This window comes from Nostoc sp. DSM 114167, from assembly GCF_052692655.1.
Window position 1 is genome coordinate 8322039 of sequence record NZ_CP195116.1, and the last position, 17583, is coordinate 8339621.

A 17583-nucleotide genomic window follows, 5' to 3' on the forward strand; every position below is an offset into this window, starting at 1 on the left:
TAATAGTTGTTTGCCAACCAATCAAATTTGCATTGCGAGGGTAGATTTTATATTTTACCAGTTAAATACCCTTTCAAATATGACGATGAATCAGGCAGAAGGCAACATTGGACGATTTATAATCTTTAGGACTTTGTTTTGAGCAAAAATACATTTATAATTCCTTCTGCCTTCTGCCTTTCTTTGGTAAGCTAGTTGGAATTACAGCTAATTATGTCAAGAAACTGTCAAATTACCTGCTCAGTTTTTCAGGGTGAAATTTGCAATGACTGTGAATTTAAAGTCTTTAGAGAATCAAATTAATGTAGCCGGCAATTCTCAAACCGCTTCTGTCACTCAAGGAACCCGCTACGTTCCTTCGCACCATCGACGCATTCTGTGTATTTTTCCTAAGTACAGCCGTTCCTTTGGTACTTTTCATCATGCTTACCCACTGATGGGTAGTGTTCGGGCTTTTATGCCACCCCAAGGTATTTTAATTGTGGCTGCCTACTTACCTAAAGAATGGGAAGTGCGGTTTATTGATGAGAATGTCAAATCAGCAACAAGGGCTGATTACCAATGGGCTGATGTGGTGATTGTGAGTGGAATGCATATCCAAAAACCACAGATTAATCAAATTAACGAACTTGCCCATCGAGCCGGGAAAATTACCGTTGTGGGCGGCCCTTCGGTATCTGGGTGTCCAGAATATTATCCTGATTTTGACATTTTACACTTGGGTGAGTTGGGAGATGCTAGCGATCACATGATCGAATATCTAGACCAAAACTCTCAACGTCCGCAACAACAAATTCGCTTTGAAACCAAGGAACGTTTACCCTTAACAGAGTTTCCCACCCCAGCTTATCATTTGCTGAATATCAATGATTATTTCTTGGCAAATGTGCAATTTTCTAGTGGTTGCCCTTATCGCTGCGAGTTTTGCGATATTCCCGAACTCTATGGCAACAATCCCCGGATGAAAACGCCAGAGCAAGTAGTCGCGGAGTTAGATGCAATGCGACAATCTGGGAATTTGGGAGCAGTGTATTTTGTCGATGATAACTTTGTTGGCGATCGCCGCGCCGCCATGAAGTTACTTCCTCATCTGATTGACTGGCAAAAACGCAATGGCTATCCCATCCAATTTGCCTGTGAAGCAACCCTTAACCTCGCTCAAAGTCCCAAACTGCTGGAAATGATGCGCGAAGCTTATTTCTGTACAATCTTTTGCGGGATCGAAACACCAGAACCAAATGCCCTCCATGCGATTTCCAAAGACCAAAATCTGAGTATGCCAATCTTAAAAGCGATTCAGGTTTTAAATAGTTATGGTATGGAAGTAGTTTCGGGAATCATTATTGGGTTAGATACAGATACACCAGAAACAGCAGACCGAATTCTCGAATTTATTCGGGCATCGCAAATTCCCATGTTGACAATTAACCTGCTTCATGCATTACCGAGAACTCCATTATGGCGGAGATTAGAAGCAGAAGGGCGACTTGTCTATGATGAAAACCGGGAATCAAATGTTGAATTTTTGATGCCCTACGAGCAAGTTGTTGAGATGTGGCGGCGCTGCATTACAACTGCTTATGAGCCAGAATTTTTATATCAGCGATTTGCCTACAATATGGAACACACCTATCCAAATCGCATCGAAGTACCTAACAGCCCCTCTCGAACTTCTGCGGCTAATATTCGCAAGGGTTTAACTTATTTAACTAATATTTTGGTGCGGATAGGCTTATTTAGTAACTATCGTCAGACTTTCTGGAAAATGGCCAAGCCAGCACTAAAAGCAGGTAATATTGAAAACTTAGTTCACGTTGGACTTGTTGGACACCATTTGATTAAGTTTGCCCAAGATTGTGCCAAAAATGAAGAATCGGCTTCGTTTTATTCCCAGAAAATCGTTACGAAAGTTCGTAGCTAAGGTAACTATTAAAATAAGTTTTGAGAGCCTGAAAGTCTGTTAGAGGTATATACAGAACTGTAAAAAAGTAACCTTGAAGATACACTCGCGATACTTCCTGGGAAAGACGCGATCGCACTGCTACCTACCTAAGATTGTAAGGGTTGAAAGCCCACAGTCTATGCAATTATTTGGTAGCAATAAAACCATAGCAAGCGAGTGTGGAGCAGTTACATAGGAATTTTTAATGGTTATGAACAGTTCAGTGACCCGACCCTTGGCTGTCGTGACAGGTGCCTCTAACGGCATCGGTTATGAACTCGCAAAACAGTTTGCTCAAAACGGCTTCGATCTTCTAGTTACAGCCACCGGATCGAGCATTGACGAAGCGGCTATTGCCTTCGAGGAACTGGGTGCTAAAGTTGAGACGGTGCAGGCCGATCTCGCTAACTATGACGGAGTTGAGACACTCTACAACCAGATTAAGGCAACTGGGCGACCAGTGGATGCGATCGCCATCAACGCAGGTGTTGGAGTCGGGGGTGATTTCGCCCGTGAAACCGATTTAAAGGACGAACTCAATCTGATCGATCTAAATGTCGTGTCCTCTGTACATCTTGCTAAACGGGTGGTAAAGGATATGGTTGAGCTTGGCAAGGGTCGAATCCTTTTCACGTCGTCGATTGCCGCTTTGATGCCCGGCCCGTTCGAGACAGTCTACGCCGCCTCCAAAGCTTTTGTGCATTCCTTTTCAGAAGGGTTACGCAACGAATTGAAGGACACGGGCGTTACCGTCACCGCCCTGATGCCGGGGCCCACCGATACCAACTTCTTCCACCGCGCGGGTATGGACGACACAAAAGTGGGCACGGATCAAAAGGACGATCCAGCTGAGGTGGCCAAGCAGGGTTTTGAAGCTTTGATGGCAGGCAAAGATGACATCATCGCTGGTTCGCTGAAAACGAAGCTTCAGGGAACTGTGAGCAAGGTCTTACCTGATACCGTCAATGCTGAACTGCACCGCAAACTCAGTGAGCCAGGATCGGGCAACAACTAATTTGTACCCAATCAAGACTCATTTTAAGCAGGGTGCGATCGCCTGGGCTAACGGACTTGGAAAAAAGAAATTATCCCAAATTATTTGTACATCTGTAGGGGCGTACAACTGTCATTGGTGTCAACTTCAGCTAAAAGCCTTTTCAAATCTCGTTTCCAGCCTCTAGGCTGGAAATGTTGCTCTTGGCGGCAGAGCCGCCAGCAAGGGAGGCGGAGCCTCTAGGACGGCATTCCCAGTCGGAGACTGGGAACGAGAGAAATCTTGTTCCCTCCCCTTTACAAGGGGAGGGTTAGGGTCTTTCAAGGGCAGGCTTTTAGGCTTTCGATAAATAGTTGAGAATGTTCTCAATTATTGAACGTAGTTTTAAGTTCTCAGACAATGGTTTTGGTTTTAAAATCCCAAAAATTTGTCTAATCAAAAAAACCTGCCCCAGAAAGAGGGTTAGGGTGGGGTAACGAGGATAGTCATGGTAAGTGAGTGGTTTTCAAGGGTTTCACGCTAAGTTGACACCAAGGCACAGATGTGCATCACTACTTATTTTGACCGTCAAAGTCGTAACGGAGGATTTATGCAAATTCATCATCTCAATTGTGGCTGTATGTGCCCGATTGGCGGGGCCCTCTTCGATGGCTTCAGTCGCGGCCCGAGAGCTCATCTCGTCTGCCACTGTCTGCTGATCGAGACAGAGCAGGGACTTGTTCTAATTGATACTGGCTTCGGACTGCGCGATATCAACTCGCCTTACTCCCGCCTCAGCCCGTTTTTCATTCATTTCAATGGCATCCAGTTTGATAAAAAATACACAGCAGTGGATCAAATTGAAAAGTTGGGATTTTCCGCGCGAGATGTGCGTCATATTGTGCTTACCCACCTCGATTTCGATCATGCCGGTGGTCTAGAAGATTTTCCAGAAGCAACCGTACATGTAATGCAAACTGAGATGGAAAACGCCCAGGATCGGCGCGGATTCATTGCCAAAAGGCGCTTTCGTCCACAACAGTGGGATGAGGTTAAGCACTGGAAGTATTATTCAGCCGGAGGCGAACCTTGGTTCGGCTTTGAAGCAGTGCGTAACCTCGACGGGCTACCGCCAGAAATTCTCCTCATTCCCCTTGTCGGTCACACACGAGGTCATGCTGGTATCGCCATTGATACACCAGAGGGTTGGCTTTTGCACGCAGGTGATGCCTACTTTTATCGGCACGAGATGGACTCAGCCAAAAAAAGCTGCACGCCAGGTTTACGCGCCTACCAATGGATGATGGAAGTGGATCGCAAAGCTCGATTGCTCAATCAAGACCGGCTACGCGCATTATCAAGCGATCGCAATCAAGATATACGCCTGTTCTGTAGTCATGATGCTGTCGAATTCAAAGCATTCGCTGACCAATCTAGTACAACACGGCAAAAATAAAACAATCATTCCAAATCAACAAAAGCTTGGTTATAGCGATTCCCAGTTAAGTGAGGTACAAATAATATTTTGTAACGCAGAGGGACGCAAAGTAAAGCGCAGAGGTACGCAGAGATTTGTACCTCAGATTAAAAAATATTTTTCGCTAAAGAGAGAGAAATAGAAAATTTAATGAATGATTTAGAACTGCGATCGCATCAGCTGCCCTTTAGGTTTTATCCTAAAAAAGTGTTAGCTAAAACCTGCAAAGGGAAATCTACCTGTGAAAAAAACTTTGTTTCTCAGTCCTCCTTCCTTCGATGGGTTTGATGGTGGTGCAGGTTCCCGATACCAAGCCAAGCGCGAAATTACTTCTTTCTGGTATCCGACATGGTTGGCGCAACCCGCAGCCCTTGTGCCTGGTAGCAAGCTGATTGATGCACCCCCACACGGTCAAACAGTAGAAGATGTCATCGAAATTGCTCAAGATTACGAGCTAATTATCATGCACACCAGCACGCCTTCGCTGGCTAATGATGTCAAGTGTGCCAAGACAATCAAAGCTCACAACCCTGATGTCAAGATTGGCTTGATTGGAGCGCACGTCGCAGTATTACCAGAACAGACGTTGGTTGAAAACCCAATCATTGACTTTGTGTGTCGTCACGAATTCGACTATACCTGCAAAGAAATCGCAGAGGGTAAATCTTGGGAAGAAATCACAGGTTTAAGCTACCGCGATCGCCAGGGTAATATCCATCATAATCAAGATCGTCCCTTGATTCACGATTGGGATTCGATGCCCAGTGTATTGCCGATTTATCATCGCGATTTAGATATTACCAAATACTTTATTGGCTACTTATTGCATCCATACATTTCCTTTTACACTGGGCGGGGCTGTCCGGCAAAATGTACCTTTTGCCTTTGGCCGCAAACAATTGGCGGACACTTATACCGCACAAAAAGCCCCGAAGCTGTTGGCCGCGAGATGGAAGAAGCGAAAGCGATCTTCGGTGACAAAGTGCGGGAATATATGTTTGATGATGACACATTTACTATAGACAAACAGCGAGCGATCGCCATTAGCGAACACATGCGGCGACTCAAACTAACTTGGAGTTGTAACGCCCGTGCAAATCTAGATTATGACACTCTGAAAAAACTACGCGATAATGGCTTACGCCTACTTTTGGTAGGATTTGAATCTGGAAATCAGCAAATTTTAGATGGAATTAAGAAAGGAATCAAGCTGGAAGTAGCGCGAAAGTTTATGGAAAATTGTCATAAACTTGGCATTACCGTACACGGCACATTTATTATTGGTTTACCCGACGAAACCCCACAAACAATTGAAGAAACAGTCCGGTTTGCTTGTGAAATTAGTCCGCATACAATTCAAGTTTCCATCGCTGCTCCCTATCCCGGAACAGAACTTTATCGTCAAGCACAAGAAAATAATTGGTTTAGCAACACTTCTTTAGTTGCTAGTTCTGGAATTCAAATGTCTACACTGCAATATCCAAATCTCTCCAGCGCTGAAATTGAGGATGCAGTTGAAAGGATGTATCGGAAGTTTTACTTTCGTCCCAGAGCGATTATTCCAATTGTTGGTGAAATGCTCGCCGATCCCCAAATGTTAGTGCGTCGCTTGCGCGAAGGGCGGGAATTTTTCTCTTACTTAAAAGACCGTCGCACCCAAGCAACTGCGAAAGCAGAATCAGTAGTTGTTGGTTAGTTGTTGGTTATTTTTATGGAGGAATTAACGATAACCCAGCCAAATGAGTAAACGCACAAAAATAATTTACTGCGATCGCGATCGCACCGTGTAATTAATTCTGTCTGAACTACTTATCAACAAGTTAAAAATTCTTCAGCCATGAAAATAGGAAGCAAAGAACACAAAGAGCTTTTTTGTCGTAGCTTTCTTGAAAGTCACTTGGAGTATGAACCAGAAAGCCTCCCTTGGCCAAATCTGGATAATGTTGCTCTCGAAAGCTTGCGAAGCATTCCTTTTTGGAGAGAAGCACTCAATACCGAACAAGAAGCAGGAGTGATGGTAAACGCTTTTGCAGCCACAATTAGCGACCCTTTATTAAAAGAAGCGATCGCTCTCCAAGGGATGGGAGAAGTTCGCCACGGTAAACTAATTAAATTCCTGATCGAGCGCTACGATATTCAAATTTCCCCGCCTCCTGAACCTGTACTTCCTAGTAATATTAAAACCGCCTTCCTTGACTTTGGTTTTGGTGAATGTCTTGACTCTTTTTTAGCCTTTGGCTTGTTTGGGCTTGCTCGTCGTCATATCAACTACATTCCAGAATCATTATTTGATATCTTCGATGCAGTTCTTAATGAAGAAGCTCGTCATATCATGTTTTTTGTGAATTGGGTTACATACCAGCAAATTCAGGAGGGTAAAAGTAATTGGTCGCGGGGAATTAATGCTCTTGTACATTACAGCAGAGCATTACAAGATAAGATTAAAGCCTTTAGTGGTTCTAACGAAGAACAACAAGAGGGTTTCACAGCTACCGGTGCTAGCAACTTTATAGATAATTTAACCCCAGAGTTATTGTTATCTACTTGCTTGCAAGAAAATACTCGACGGCTTGGTGTCTTTAATCGAGAATTACTTCAACCGCAACTGATACCAAACCTAGCGAAAACTGCCTTAGCAACTTTTAGGCTTATACCTCAGCGTCAGTCTAATTCAATAGCTCAATTATCGGAACCTTAAAAATCCAAAACTTATGCAAGCACAGCGATTCGCCATCATCAATGGTGATGACTTTGGTTTCTCTGAAGGAGTTAATCAAGCAATTATCAAAGCACATAAAGAAGGAGTGCTAACTAGTACCAGCCTGATGGTGAGTGCTGATGCTGCAAAAGAGGCTGTGACTTTGGCAAAAGCAAATCCAAACCTGGCTGTTGGACTACATCTTGTGTTGGTATGTGGTCGTTCTGTCTTACCGCCAGAGCAAATTCCTCATTTAGTTGACAAACAGGGTAACTTTTCCAACAGTCCATTTTTCGCCGGTTTGCGCTATCAATTTGTCAAAGAAACCCATCAAGAACTGCGCCAAGAAATTCGCGCCCAATTAGAAAAATACCGTTCTACTAATTTACCTCTTTCTCATGTCGATGGACATTTGCATTTGCACATACATCCAGTAGTCTTGCGTATTTTAGTTGATTTGGCAGCAGAATTTGATATTAAAGTAATTCGTCTTCCCAGTGAAGAACTGAGAATGAACTTAAGAGTTAATCGCAATCATCTACTGACAAAACTAGTTTGGTCAGGAGTATTTGGCAGACTACGCCACTATGGTGAGAAACTGCTAGAGGTCCAAGGTATTAGCTTTACCCAAAGAGTTTACGGTTTATTGCAAACTGGAGGCATTACAGAGGAATATTTACTTGGATTGATACCTCAGATTCAGGCAAACTTGGTGGAGATTTACTCTCATCCAGCGATGCCTGCGGTGGTCACTGAGCGACTGGTGAGCGAAGTCGAACCATGTCGAAGTGCGGGCTTCGCCAACGCCAATGGAGAACTAAGCACAGGGGAAGCAGAACTGGCTGCATTGTTAAGTCGTCAGGTACGCGAAGCCCTCCTGAGTAACGGCTTTGAACTTACTAACCATCATTTGCTATCCCAACGTATCACCTAAATTTGATTTTCCATAATTCACAGTAATAACTTTGTCATCCAAATCCCATTAAACGTACATACAAAAATCCTAAACTTATCGGCAGTGAATCTAGAAAATGCTAATACTAATTGCCTGGTAATGAATGGCTATGTTTGCATCTACCTTCTTAACAAATATTCATGCGATCGCTAGTTATTTTCTCCTAATTTTGTGCATAGCGTCTGTTTTGTTTTATTGCTATGCAATTTATGCAGCAATAACTTTTTTTGCTGCTCCCCAAGCAGTTAATCGAGAGTTTCATCCACCTGTTAGTATCCTCAAACCCATTTGTGGACTTGATAGTAATGCTTATGAAAACCTCGCCTCATTTTGTCAGCAGAACTATCCCAAATATCAAATTATCTTTGCAGTACGAAACTCTCAAGACCCTTGCATAGAGATTGTAGAGAAAATCATCCACAATTTTTCAGATTTGGATATTTTGCTGATTGTAAGCGATCGCGTCATCGGTACAAACCTGAAAATTAGCAACTTAGCCAATGCCGCAACCAAAGCTAAATACGAAATTCTAATCCTTGCTGATAGTGATATTCGAGTTGGAGGTGACTATTTGCAAAGAGTTATCCAGCCGTTGCAAGATGAAAACGTGGGTGTAGTTACCTGTATGTATCGAACCGTAACTCAAGGATGGATATCGATATTAGAAGCTATTAGTACTACTACTGAATTTCACGCCGGGGTTTTAGTCAGTAACATTAAAGAAAATGGGATAAAATTTGCCTTTGGTTCCACCATTGTCATTCCGAAAAAAGTACTAGAAGCTATCGGTGGATTTGAAGCGATCGCTGATTATCTGGCAGATGATTTCCAACTAGGCTATCTACCTGTCCAAGCAGGTTACAAAGTTGTACTTTCTGACTACATAGTTGAACACGTACAGATAAGCAACAACTTCGTTGATGCCATCAGACGGCAGATTCGTTGGGTGCGTGGTAAACGAGTTTCTCGTCCTTGGGGTTATCTAGGACTAATTTTTACCTATGGTGTCGTCACCAGCTTGTTGCTGCTGATTACCACTAATGGTTCAATATTAGGATGGCTAGGATTATCTATCTGTTGGATAACAAGATTGGTGATGGCTTGGGTTGTTGGTACTATCAGTTTGAAAGATCCAATAGTCAAAAAGTTTTTGTGGCTCGTTCTTGGGTGCGACTTATTAAGCTTTGTTATTTGGTGTTTTGGCTTTATTGGCAACACTATAGAGTGGCGGGGGCAACAACTGAAGCTAACTAAAGATGGAAAGCTATTAGTACCAGAAGACAAAAACGATCGATTATCAATCAAGGTTTTGATTGATAAGGGCGCATAGCAGTGCTAACTTTCTTATGGGGAGCATCCCGTTTTGGCAGAAAGTTTCACAATCTTGCTTCGATTATTGTTTTCCAAGAGTGACAAAACAGGGTTATGCCAAGAAACTTGATAATTCGAGAACGCTGTTTCAATTGGGGACAGCGGACTTATTTGATGGGCATTTTAAATGTAACGCCCGATAGCTTTAGTGATGGGGGTGAGTTTAACACTACCTCTACCGCTTTAGTACAGGCGCAAGCACTGGTGGCTGCTGGTGCTGACATCATTGATGTGGGCGGTCAATCAACTCGACCAGGGGCAAAGCAAATAACTCTGGTGGAGGAACTCCATCGGGTACTATCGGTACTACAGGTGCTAAGACCAAAAATTTCAGTCCCAATTTCTGTAGATACAACCCGTGCTGCTGTAGCCAAGGCATCTGTAGAAGCTGGGGCGGATATTATTAATGATATTTCTGGCGGCACTTTTGACTCAGAAATGTTGGCAACAGTCGCAAACTTAGGTGTGCCGATGATTTTAATGCACATCCGGGGAACACCACAGACAATGCAACAACAGACTGATTATCAAGATTTGCTTGGTGAGATTTATAGTTTTTTGGCTCGGCAAATTGAGGCAGCAACTACTGCGGGCATCGATCTGGGTAAAATTATTATCGATCCTGGTATTGGTTTTGCTAAAAACTATGAGCAAAATTTAGAAATTTTTCGCGGTTTGCGATCGCTCGCACCACTCAACTGCCCTATCTTGGTAGGAGCATCTCGTAAAAGTTTTATTGGTCGCATTTTAAATCAACCAGATCCCAAAGCACGAGTTTGGGGAACGGCAGCAGCTTGTTGTGCTGCTATTTTTAATGGGGCTGATATCCTCCGAGTTCATGATGTTCAAGAAATGCGCGATGTTTCATTAGTCGCCGATGCCCTATCAAGACAAGCCACACAAGGTAATTGCTAGGTATTACTGTTCTTCGTATTTTTTGCCGTTACCTTCTGGATTTTCTGGGTGGGCTATCAACTCCTGAAACATTTCACTTGAGTTAGCTGGGTCTACAAAGACAATTTTGGCATTACTGCTCTCACCAAGTTTTTGGCTAGCATCTACGTAATCTTGAGCCACAAGATACCGCAAAATATCCCTACTGTCGGGATTGGAACGGAGAGCTTGAGAAATGATTTGCACTGAAGCCATAGTTCCTTCTGCTTTTTTAATCGCAGCTTCCTTTTCCCCTTCTGCTTCGGTAATCAGTGCCCGTTTTTTGATGACAGCGGCTTGTTCCTCTTCCCTAGACTTTCGCACACTTTCAGGTAGAGTAATTCTCTGAATATCTAACCGGAGAATATCAACTCCCCAATCTGCCGTTATACTATTCAACTGGTCTAAGATAGCTGAGTCCATCTCCGCTCTAGAGACGTTGGTCTGCTCTAGGGTATTCTGAGCAATGATTTCTCGCAGAGTAGTTGTGGTGATCTGTGTCAGTGCCCCTTGCAGATCCTCAATCGCGTAAAAGCTTTTCTCGATATCTCGAATCCGCCAGTATACAATAGCGTCCACTTCTACGTAAATATTATCTTGGGTGATCACATTCTGAGGTTTGATGTCTAAAAACTGCTCTCGTGTAGTATCTTCCATTACAATCTGATCGACCAAGGGAACAATAAAGTTCAGCCCCGGCTTAAGTTTTCGATGATACCGCCCTAAGCGTTCGACTAAGGCTTCATTTCCTTGATTAATCAGTTTTGCAGAACCTAATGCATAACCTATAAGGGCTAAAACTATAGCAATAATTGGCTCCATGTATGCTCCTATTCAGCTTTGGGGAGAATTTAATATCAAAGATATGCTACTAGCTTGTCATATCTTTGAGTTTAATGTTTTGAGTCTGTAATTTTATCAACACCAGCAGTGAGGTGGAATCGCTGCAAGTTTTGTACATATTCTGTAAGTGAGACTGTTTTGCAGAATGCGTAGAAGCTCTGCTTCTTGTCGTCAGACATCGCTATTAAAGCACCTCGATCAAACGCTGGCAAGGACTAATTGATGTAATCAATTAGTCCTTGCACTGGCATTTTCAGACAGTCGGGATTTTTGTTCAGTATATTTACTTAAAAAATCAAACCTCTCAGGTAAAATTTGGCAAGATTTAAAAACCCCACTATAATCGGATAAAAATTAGCTTGGGCTATTAAAAACATCAAAATATTATGGGTAGATTGTTAATCAAACTTATAGGTTTAATTCTACTTTTCACAGGATTATACTTTTTTGGTCAAAACATCATATTTGTTAGCGGTTACTATTCATATTTTTACCGTAGCTTGCCGGCTACAGCTTCAGTTTTAGCAACGATGATAGGTGTATTTGCATTAATCTTTTTTCAAAGAGAAACTGGTAACTTAGGATGGATTTTTCTAGGCATTGGTATAGTACTAGTTTTCTTAAGCGGTGGAGTTATTTTACAGCCAACTAGCTTATGGAATTTCATAGTTGCTTTTACAGCATTAGCCGCTGGATATAAATTACTAAATGAGGGCAGAATCAACTTTTAAAATCTGTAAATATAGTCAGATTGACTCATCTACCTTAGTAGCTAAGATTACATTATTCGCTAGTTCATAGTAAAGCCAGAAAAATTTAGTATTATAATTTTCCTATCTTCTCCATTGCTTCTGAGAGTGCATTAGCAATACGGTTCGGATAAGCATTTTGAACTCAAAATAGGGTTTGGGGAAAAGGGAAATGGGTTTGCGGTTAAAGGTTTTTTATTCCCCTTTCCCCTTTACCCTTTCCCCTTTAACCGAACTGTATTGAGTGCATTAGGGCACTTAGATTAACTTTTAGTTAAGTAACGATTTTACGAGATAGAAGTACACATAACCCGCGTCAACCGGACAAATAGCCTCTTAATTGTGACTTTAGCTCAGAGGGGTTTTACTAAGGTTAAGGGTAATATTAGAATGGAAACTATTAATGATGAGGAAAAGGGAAGAATGACCCAGGTGGTTCTAGGAGAGAACGAAGGAATAGACTCAGCTTTGCGTCGGTTTAAACGCCAGGTTTCCAAAGCTGGGATATTAGCTGATGTAAAATATCATCGGCACTTTGAAACACCAATAGAAAAACGCAAACGTAAGGCAGTGGCAGCTAGACGCACAAGACGTTTTAAATAAACCTATTTGGTGTGATATCGGCGTTGCTTGAGGTTATGACCGAAAACAAGCAATAGCGCTTGCGCCATTATTCATACAAATATTAAGCAAAGTCTGCCGCACCACTAATTAGAGTGTAAATAAGTTACTTTTCCTATACTTAGAGCGCGTTAGAGACTTTATCTTGGTTAGATGGAGCAAGCTAAAATCGCTGCCCATCAACCAAAATAAGCGCCTTTAAACATCGGTTAGCTTTCTTCGATCGGCTGATAGGATAGTATTCATCCAGCCTTAAAACTCAGAATTATTAATGGTACGGCTATTACAAACATTCATCGCCTTTTCTACTCCCTGCTTGAGACTTAGTTCAATACACTCAACTACGAACTGAAGTACAAGAGACATCTGCTGATTTTCGGCAGCGGAAAATCGCCCTAGCACATGAGAGATAGCACCAGAATCATCGTTATTAGCTGCATCTTTGGGTTTACCAATACCGATTCGCAAACGAGGAAAGTTTTGGGTATTAAGATGTGCGATCGCACTTTTCATGCCGTTATGTCCCCCAGCCGAACCAGATAAGCGCAAACGAGTTTTTCCCAAGGGCAAATCCATATCGTCATAAATAACCAACACTGACTCAGGCGGCAATTTATACCAACTTGTCACCGCTTGTATTGCCTGTCCTGAGCGATTCATATAAGTTAACGGTTTCAACAAGCGAATTTTACCTCCACCTGGGGCCATACCCTCGCCATACTCACCCTGAAACTTGCGGTTTTCTGTTAAGGAAATGCGCCAAGAACGCGAGAGAGTTTCTAAAGCAGCAAAACCGATATTATGGCGTGTTTGGTCGTACTTAGCTTCTGGATTCCCTAACCCGACGATTAGTTGTGGAATCACCAAAGCTGGTTGCGTAACAGCTTCTGTCATTTTGCCTACAGTCAATTGATATTTATCACTCTTCTAGTAGTACGCCTTGGCAACTTGGCGGGGTAAAGGGGCAGGGGAAAAGGGTAAAGGTTTTTTATCCCTTACCCTTTTCCCTTTACCCTTTACCCAACCTCCACCTAACATTTTTAGGTTGCCTACTAGTAATGAAGGGTTTGTAGTAAGCACTTTAGTGCTTAGAAAATAAAGACTAAAGTTTTTACTACGAACTTAGACAGACTAGCTAGGTTGGGAAGAACTAGCGGTATCCTGCTCAGATTTAGCAGGGTGGATTTGCTTAGGTTCCAATTCAGCAGTCGTCTGTACAACTTCTTCTAACTGTTCTGCTTCTTTTTGAAACTCGTTTTGAAACTCCTTAGAAGCTTCTTGGAAACTACGAATTGTTTTGCCCACACTCCGACCGATCTCTGGTAGCTTTTTTGGGCCAAAGATTAACAGCGCCACTACCATAATTACAGCCATTTCCGGCAGACCGATACCAAATATATTCATTTTTTGTCTCCTGTAAACTCTAAAACCACTACAAAAACTCACATATATAGTTAGTCTAGTCGGAAATCGCAACTCACAAAAAAACCCGGAAGAACCGGGTGTAACTTAACTTGTTATCCAAACTCGCTAGCTCGTGTATGTGTTAGCGTCCTAAACTGCGCCAATCGACAAATACATCCTGAACCAACAGTGTTTTATTGTAAAGTTGCAGAATAATCAGCAGAAACACGAAAAATAGCCCTATAAAAACAGCCATTACAGGGGTAGTACCCCAACCTGGAGCCACTTTCCCATACTCAGAGTTCAGTGGTTTCAGGATATCTCCCAACCTAGTCCTTTGTGCCATAGTTCACCTAAGATTACTTGCCAAAGCTTTTTTTAATCTTCTGTAATATTCTATAAGAATAGCACTCATCATCTATCTTTCAATTATGGAACCCGCAATAGTTCTTAGCATTTCTGTGGCTGCCGTGGTGATTGCCATCACTGGAATTTCGATTTATACCTCCTTTGGCCCTCCTAGCAAGGAATTGAACGATCCGTTCGATGACCACGAGGATTAAAAGAGTCATATCATGTCCGCAGCAGAAATTTTTGATGCGATGTCTACGATGGACTACGCCTATGTAGACAAGCATTGTTGTTGCTTGTCAGAGTTTTCTCGATGAACGACTGGCGTGTGGAACAGATTTCTTGGCATTTGTGGGGAAAAGGGTAAGGGGAAAAGGGGAAAGCGGCTTATAAAAACCCTTTTCCCTTTTCCCTTTAACCTTTTCCCCCCTATTGCAAAAGTTACTTTTGCAAGAAGTCTAATGAAATGACTATGGCAATCATAATTAATTACCCAGACATAATATTTGAAGTGCGTTACGGCTTAAGCCGTAACGCACACTACTTTAGATGTTTTTGAATTGGAAGTCCCTAATGGCTTGCCACTACCTCTCCTTCTAGGCGAACGAGTCGGTCTGCCAAAAGTTTCTCAAGGTCTTCTAGTGCCTTGGTGAAACCTTTAATACCTTCGTCTAGTTTGTCGGTTGCCATGCGGTCAGCGGCGTGCATCTTGTCATAGCTAGCTTTGTCAATGGATATCTTTTCGATTGACAAGTTTGCTACCTTCGCAGGGTCAAGTTTACGTGGCAGTTCTCCAATGGTTGCTTGTAATTCAGCCAAAAGCGACGGCGAAATGGTCAGTAAATCACTACCTGCAAGTTCAGTAATTTCACCAACGTTACGGAAACTAGCTCCCATAACTTCGGTTTTATAGCCAAATTTCTTGTAGTAGTTGTAGATTTTGGTGACAGACAAAACACCTGGATCTTCGGCTGCTGGGTAGCTATCGCGTCCGGTATCTTTTTTGTACCAGTCAAGAATCCGGCCAACGAAGGGAGAAATTAGAGTAACGCCAGCTTCAGCACAGGCGATCGCTTGGTGAAGACCAAATAACAAGGTAAGGTTACAGTGAATACCTTCTTTTTCCAGAATTTCCGCAGCGCGAATGCCTTCCCAAGTGCTGGCAATTTTAATTAAAACGCGATCGCGACCAATTCCAGCAGCTTTATACTGAGCAATTAATTCCCGTGCCTTAGTTACGGTAGCTTCAGTATCATAGGACAAACGAGCATCCACTTCCGTAGACACGCGACCGGGAATGATTTGCAAAATCTTTAATCCAAAGGCAACTGCCAAACGGTCAAAAGCTAGAGAAACTATCTGTGCTTGGGTGGCTCCGGCTCCAGCATCTTTCTGGGCTTGGAGTAAAGTTTGATCGACAATTTCCTGATATTCTGGCATCTGTGCCGCAGCAGTAATCAGCGAAGGATTGGTGGTAGCGTCTTGGGGCTTAAACTTTTCAATTGCCTGGATATCCCCTGTATCTGCGACTACAACAGTCACTTGTCGCAATTGTTCCAGTAAATTCTTAGACATAAAATACTCCGTGATGTTTATTTAGGATTTACTTATTCCCCAGTTCTTTACACTCTTTACTCTTCCTTCAATTCTGATTCTGGCAATTTTTCTTAATCATTGCCCAATTTTGCTTACTATCTTGAGCCACAGCCCTATTCTAAGTGCCTTATGCCGAAATTGGCTGTCCAATGGAATGCACTTTGATTAAACTAGTTGTTCCTGATTTACCAATTGGAACACCAGAGGTAATTACTACTTTATCGCCCTTATTCGCTAGACCCATGTCTACAACTGTGTTCACCACATTGGTAAACATCTCTTCAGCATTGTGGACTGGTGGGATCAGCAAAGCTTCCACACCCCAAGAAAGTGCTAGCTGGCGGTAAGCGGTGATGTCGGAGGTGAGGGCAATAATGGGAGAAGTCGGCCGATATTTAGAAACCATTCTCGCCGTACTTCCTGATGTAGTGTTACAAAGAATTGCCCGTGAGCCAGTTTCATAGGCGATACGACAGACGGATTCTGCCACAGATTCGGTAACGCTCAGACTGCCTGCTTCATGACACCAAGCGTGTTTGCTACCCTCATCTAGAGCTTGTTCTGTCCGCACGGCGATGTTGTGCATCATTTCGACGGCAGCGATGGGATATTGTCCGACAGCTGTTTCACCAGAAAGCATTACTGCGTCTGTTCCATCCAAGATCGAGTTAGCAACATCGGTTGCTTCGGCGCGGGTGGGATCGGGAGCGCTAATCATCGACTCTAGCATTTGGGTGGCTGTAATCACCGGCTTGCCAGCACGATTGCAACGGCGAATAACATCTTTTTGAATTAAGGGTACTTCGTGAATTGGCACTTCCACCCCTAAATCGCCACGGGCAATCATAATCGCGTCGGCAACGTTCAGAATAGAGTCAAAGTTTTCTACTGCCTCCGATCTTTCGATTTTGGCAATTAAGCGAATCGAAGCGCCAGCGGCTTCAATCATGCGCTTGGCGGGTTCTAAGTCTTGTGGCGATCGCACAAAGGATACCGCCACCCAGTCTACACCCAACTGAATCCCAAAACGCAGATCCAGCAAGTCTTTTTCGGTAATCGAACTGACAGGTAAAGGCGTTTGGGGCAGGTTCACTCCCTTGTGCGTAGAAATTAACCCGCCAATTTTAACTTGGGCGCGAATGCGATCGGCATCGCGATCGCTAACAATCAATTTGACGCGACCATCATTAATCAAAATCGGTTCGCCAGGTCGCACCATTGCAAACAAAGTTGGTAATGGTAAGGGTAGTTCGTCAACACTCTCACCCTTTTCTTGCAAAACAAAGGTAACTTCAGTACCAGCTTCTAAATTTAACCCTTCCGGTGGTAAAGTTCCCAAGCGAATTTTAGGGCCACATAAATCTTGCATAATGGCGATCGGCTTTTGCTGCTCAGTACTAATCTGCCTGAGATAGTGAGCCGTTTGGGCGTGGAATTCATAAGCTCCGTGGGAAAAATTCAGCCGTGCCACATTCATTCCAGCTTTTACCAAGGATTGCAGCTTTTCAGGTGCAGATGTAGCCGGGCCAACAGTACAAATGATTTTGGTTCGACGCATAGGGATTGGGGGTTGAGGAGTAACCTGCAAATTTGGATGCATTGAGCGAAGCGATCGCACAAAACATCCAAATTCACACGTGCTTCATATCACTGGTTTGCTAAAGAAAAAT

At 43.0% G+C, this 17583-nt stretch carries 18 protein-coding genes; 11 read left to right on the top strand and 7 right to left on the bottom strand.

What is annotated here, in order from left to right; genetic code table 11:
• The first annotated feature begins 265 nt into the window (after window positions 1-265).
• Window positions 266-1921, top strand: coding sequence for a B12-binding domain-containing radical SAM protein (locus tag NSTC731_RS35150; RefSeq protein WP_445628981.1), 1656 nt, complete (start codon window positions 266-268; stop codon window positions 1919-1921).
• 232 nt (window positions 1922-2153) lie between these two features.
• Window positions 2154-2957: an SDR family NAD(P)-dependent oxidoreductase gene (locus tag NSTC731_RS35155; RefSeq protein WP_445628982.1), complete on the top strand. Its 804-nt coding sequence runs from the start codon at window positions 2154-2156 to the stop codon at window positions 2955-2957.
• A gap of 493 nt (window positions 2958-3450) precedes the next feature.
• Here NSTC731_RS35155 and NSTC731_RS35160 read toward each other — a convergent pair whose 3' ends face one another.
• The gene (locus tag NSTC731_RS35160; protein ID WP_445632273.1) at window positions 3451-3612 is read right to left on the bottom strand and encodes a hypothetical protein; all 162 of its coding nucleotides are present in this window, start codon (window positions 3610-3612) and stop codon (window positions 3451-3453) included.
• Between NSTC731_RS35160 and NSTC731_RS35165 the strand changes: the two genes are divergently transcribed.
• From NSTC731_RS35165 to folP, 6 genes are all read left to right on the top strand, one after another.
• On the top strand, window positions 3556-4371 hold the full coding sequence (locus NSTC731_RS35165; protein ID WP_445632245.1) for an MBL fold metallo-hydrolase: 816 nt from the start codon (window positions 3556-3558) through the stop codon (window positions 4369-4371). The two genes, NSTC731_RS35160 and NSTC731_RS35165, sit on opposite strands and share 57 nt — an antisense overlap.
• 262 nt (window positions 4372-4633) lie before the next feature.
• On the top strand, window positions 4634-6088 hold the full coding sequence (gene hpnJ, locus NSTC731_RS35170; RefSeq protein WP_445628983.1) for a hopanoid biosynthesis associated radical SAM protein HpnJ: 1455 nt from the start codon (window positions 4634-4636) through the stop codon (window positions 6086-6088).
• A gap of 141 nt (window positions 6089-6229) precedes the next feature.
• Window positions 6230-7090: a ferritin-like domain-containing protein gene (locus NSTC731_RS35175; RefSeq protein ID WP_445628984.1), complete on the top strand. Its 861-nt coding sequence runs from the start codon at window positions 6230-6232 to the stop codon at window positions 7088-7090.
• 13 nt (window positions 7091-7103) lie between these two features.
• Window positions 7104-8024 carry a hopanoid biosynthesis-associated protein HpnK gene (gene hpnK, locus NSTC731_RS35180; protein ID WP_445628985.1) on the top strand — a complete coding sequence of 307 codons (921 nt, stop codon included), beginning with the start codon at window positions 7104-7106 and terminating at the stop codon, window positions 8022-8024.
• Between the two features lie 130 nt (window positions 8025-8154).
• Window positions 8155-9375 carry a bacteriohopanetetrol glucosamine biosynthesis glycosyltransferase HpnI gene (gene hpnI / locus NSTC731_RS35185; protein WP_445628986.1) on the top strand — a complete coding sequence of 407 codons (1221 nt, stop codon included), beginning with the start codon at window positions 8155-8157 and terminating at the stop codon, window positions 9373-9375.
• A 95-nt stretch (window positions 9376-9470) separates the two neighbouring features.
• Complete coding sequence (gene folP, locus NSTC731_RS35190; protein ID WP_445628987.1) at window positions 9471-10331, top strand: dihydropteroate synthase; 861 nt, start codon at window positions 9471-9473, stop codon at window positions 10329-10331.
• Window positions 10332-10334: 3 nt separating this feature from the next.
• Here folP and NSTC731_RS35195 read toward each other — a convergent pair whose 3' ends face one another.
• Window positions 10335-11171 (bottom strand): SPFH domain-containing protein, encoded by an 837-nt coding sequence (locus tag NSTC731_RS35195; protein ID WP_445628988.1) that lies wholly within the window; start codon window positions 11169-11171, stop codon window positions 10335-10337.
• Window positions 11172-11578: 407 nt separating this feature from the next.
• Between NSTC731_RS35195 and NSTC731_RS35200 the strand changes: the two genes are divergently transcribed.
• Together NSTC731_RS35200 and rpsU are read left to right on the top strand one after the other, a co-directional pair.
• Window positions 11579-11923: a hypothetical protein gene (locus NSTC731_RS35200; RefSeq protein ID WP_445628989.1), complete on the top strand. Its 345-nt coding sequence runs from the start codon at window positions 11579-11581 to the stop codon at window positions 11921-11923.
• Between the two features lie 441 nt (window positions 11924-12364).
• Entirely contained in the window at window positions 12365-12544 is a 180-nt protein-coding gene (rpsU, locus tag NSTC731_RS35205) for a 30S ribosomal protein S21 (RefSeq protein ID WP_069073049.1), read from the top strand.
• Between the two features lie 270 nt (window positions 12545-12814).
• On the opposite strand, the gene pth is transcribed toward rpsU, so the two are convergent.
• From pth to psbH, 3 genes are all read right to left on the bottom strand, one after another.
• Entirely contained in the window at window positions 12815-13456 is a 642-nt protein-coding gene (gene pth / locus NSTC731_RS35210) for an aminoacyl-tRNA hydrolase (protein WP_445628990.1), read from the bottom strand.
• A gap of 237 nt (window positions 13457-13693) precedes the next feature.
• Entirely contained in the window at window positions 13694-13966 is a 273-nt protein-coding gene (locus NSTC731_RS35215) for a TatA/E family twin arginine-targeting protein translocase (RefSeq protein ID WP_094348881.1), read from the bottom strand.
• A gap of 142 nt (window positions 13967-14108) precedes the next feature.
• Complete coding sequence (gene psbH / locus NSTC731_RS35220; RefSeq protein ID WP_322674201.1) at window positions 14109-14312, bottom strand: photosystem II reaction center phosphoprotein PsbH; 204 nt, start codon at window positions 14310-14312, stop codon at window positions 14109-14111.
• An 85-nt stretch (window positions 14313-14397) separates the two neighbouring features.
• Here psbH and psbN point away from each other — a divergent pair, with 85 nt between their 5' ends.
• The gene (psbN, locus tag NSTC731_RS35225) at window positions 14398-14529 is read left to right on the top strand and encodes a photosystem II reaction center protein PsbN (RefSeq protein WP_322674202.1); all 132 of its coding nucleotides are present in this window, start codon (window positions 14398-14400) and stop codon (window positions 14527-14529) included.
• 358 nt (window positions 14530-14887) lie between these two features.
• On the opposite strand, the gene NSTC731_RS35230 is transcribed toward psbN, so the two are convergent.
• Window positions 14888-15892 carry a transaldolase gene (locus tag NSTC731_RS35230; RefSeq protein ID WP_322696243.1) on the bottom strand — a complete coding sequence of 335 codons (1005 nt, stop codon included), beginning with the start codon at window positions 15890-15892 and terminating at the stop codon, window positions 14888-14890.
• Between the two features lie 148 nt (window positions 15893-16040).
• Window positions 16041-17471, bottom strand: coding sequence for a pyruvate kinase (gene pyk, locus NSTC731_RS35235; protein ID WP_445628991.1), 1431 nt, complete (start codon window positions 17469-17471; stop codon window positions 16041-16043).
• Window positions 17472-17583 lie beyond the last annotated feature (112 nt).

Bases quoted from the DNA above. Each gene is read 5' to 3' on its own strand.
- NSTC731_RS35175 (WP_445628984.1), top strand. From the start codon at position 6,230: ATGAAAATAGGAAGCAAAGAACACAAAGAGCTTTTTTGTCGTAGCTTT.
- hpnI (WP_445628986.1), top strand. From the start codon at position 8,155: ATGTTTGCATCTACCTTCTTAACAAATATTCATGCGATCGCTAGTTAT.
- hpnK (WP_445628985.1), top strand. From the start codon at position 7,104: ATGCAAGCACAGCGATTCGCCATCATCAATGGTGATGACTTTGGTTTC.
- NSTC731_RS35200 (WP_445628989.1), top strand. From the start codon at position 11,579: ATGGGTAGATTGTTAATCAAACTTATAGGTTTAATTCTACTTTTCACA.
- rpsU (WP_069073049.1), top strand. From the start codon at position 12,365: ATGACCCAGGTGGTTCTAGGAGAGAACGAAGGAATAGACTCAGCTTTG.
- pth (WP_445628990.1), bottom strand. From the start codon at position 13,456: ATGACAGAAGCTGTTACGCAACCAGCTTTGGTGATTCCACAACTAATC.
- NSTC731_RS35160 (WP_445632273.1), bottom strand. From the start codon at position 3,612: ATGAGCTCTCGGGCCGCGACTGAAGCCATCGAAGAGGGCCCCGCCAAT.
- NSTC731_RS35230 (WP_322696243.1), bottom strand. From the start codon at position 15,892: ATGTCTAAGAATTTACTGGAACAATTGCGACAAGTGACTGTTGTAGTC.
- psbN (WP_322674202.1), top strand. From the start codon at position 14,398: ATGGAACCCGCAATAGTTCTTAGCATTTCTGTGGCTGCCGTGGTGATT.
- NSTC731_RS35165 (WP_445632245.1), top strand. From the start codon at position 3,556: ATGTGCCCGATTGGCGGGGCCCTCTTCGATGGCTTCAGTCGCGGCCCG.
- pyk (WP_445628991.1), bottom strand. From the start codon at position 17,471: ATGCGTCGAACCAAAATCATTTGTACTGTTGGCCCGGCTACATCTGCA.
- NSTC731_RS35195 (WP_445628988.1), bottom strand. From the start codon at position 11,171: ATGGAGCCAATTATTGCTATAGTTTTAGCCCTTATAGGTTATGCATTA.
- folP (WP_445628987.1), top strand. From the start codon at position 9,471: ATGCCAAGAAACTTGATAATTCGAGAACGCTGTTTCAATTGGGGACAG.
- NSTC731_RS35215 (WP_094348881.1), bottom strand. From the start codon at position 13,966: ATGAATATATTTGGTATCGGTCTGCCGGAAATGGCTGTAATTATGGTA.
- NSTC731_RS35150 (WP_445628981.1), top strand. From the start codon at position 266: ATGACTGTGAATTTAAAGTCTTTAGAGAATCAAATTAATGTAGCCGGC.
- NSTC731_RS35155 (WP_445628982.1), top strand. From the start codon at position 2,154: ATGAACAGTTCAGTGACCCGACCCTTGGCTGTCGTGACAGGTGCCTCT.
- psbH (WP_322674201.1), bottom strand. From the start codon at position 14,312: ATGGCACAAAGGACTAGGTTGGGAGATATCCTGAAACCACTGAACTCT.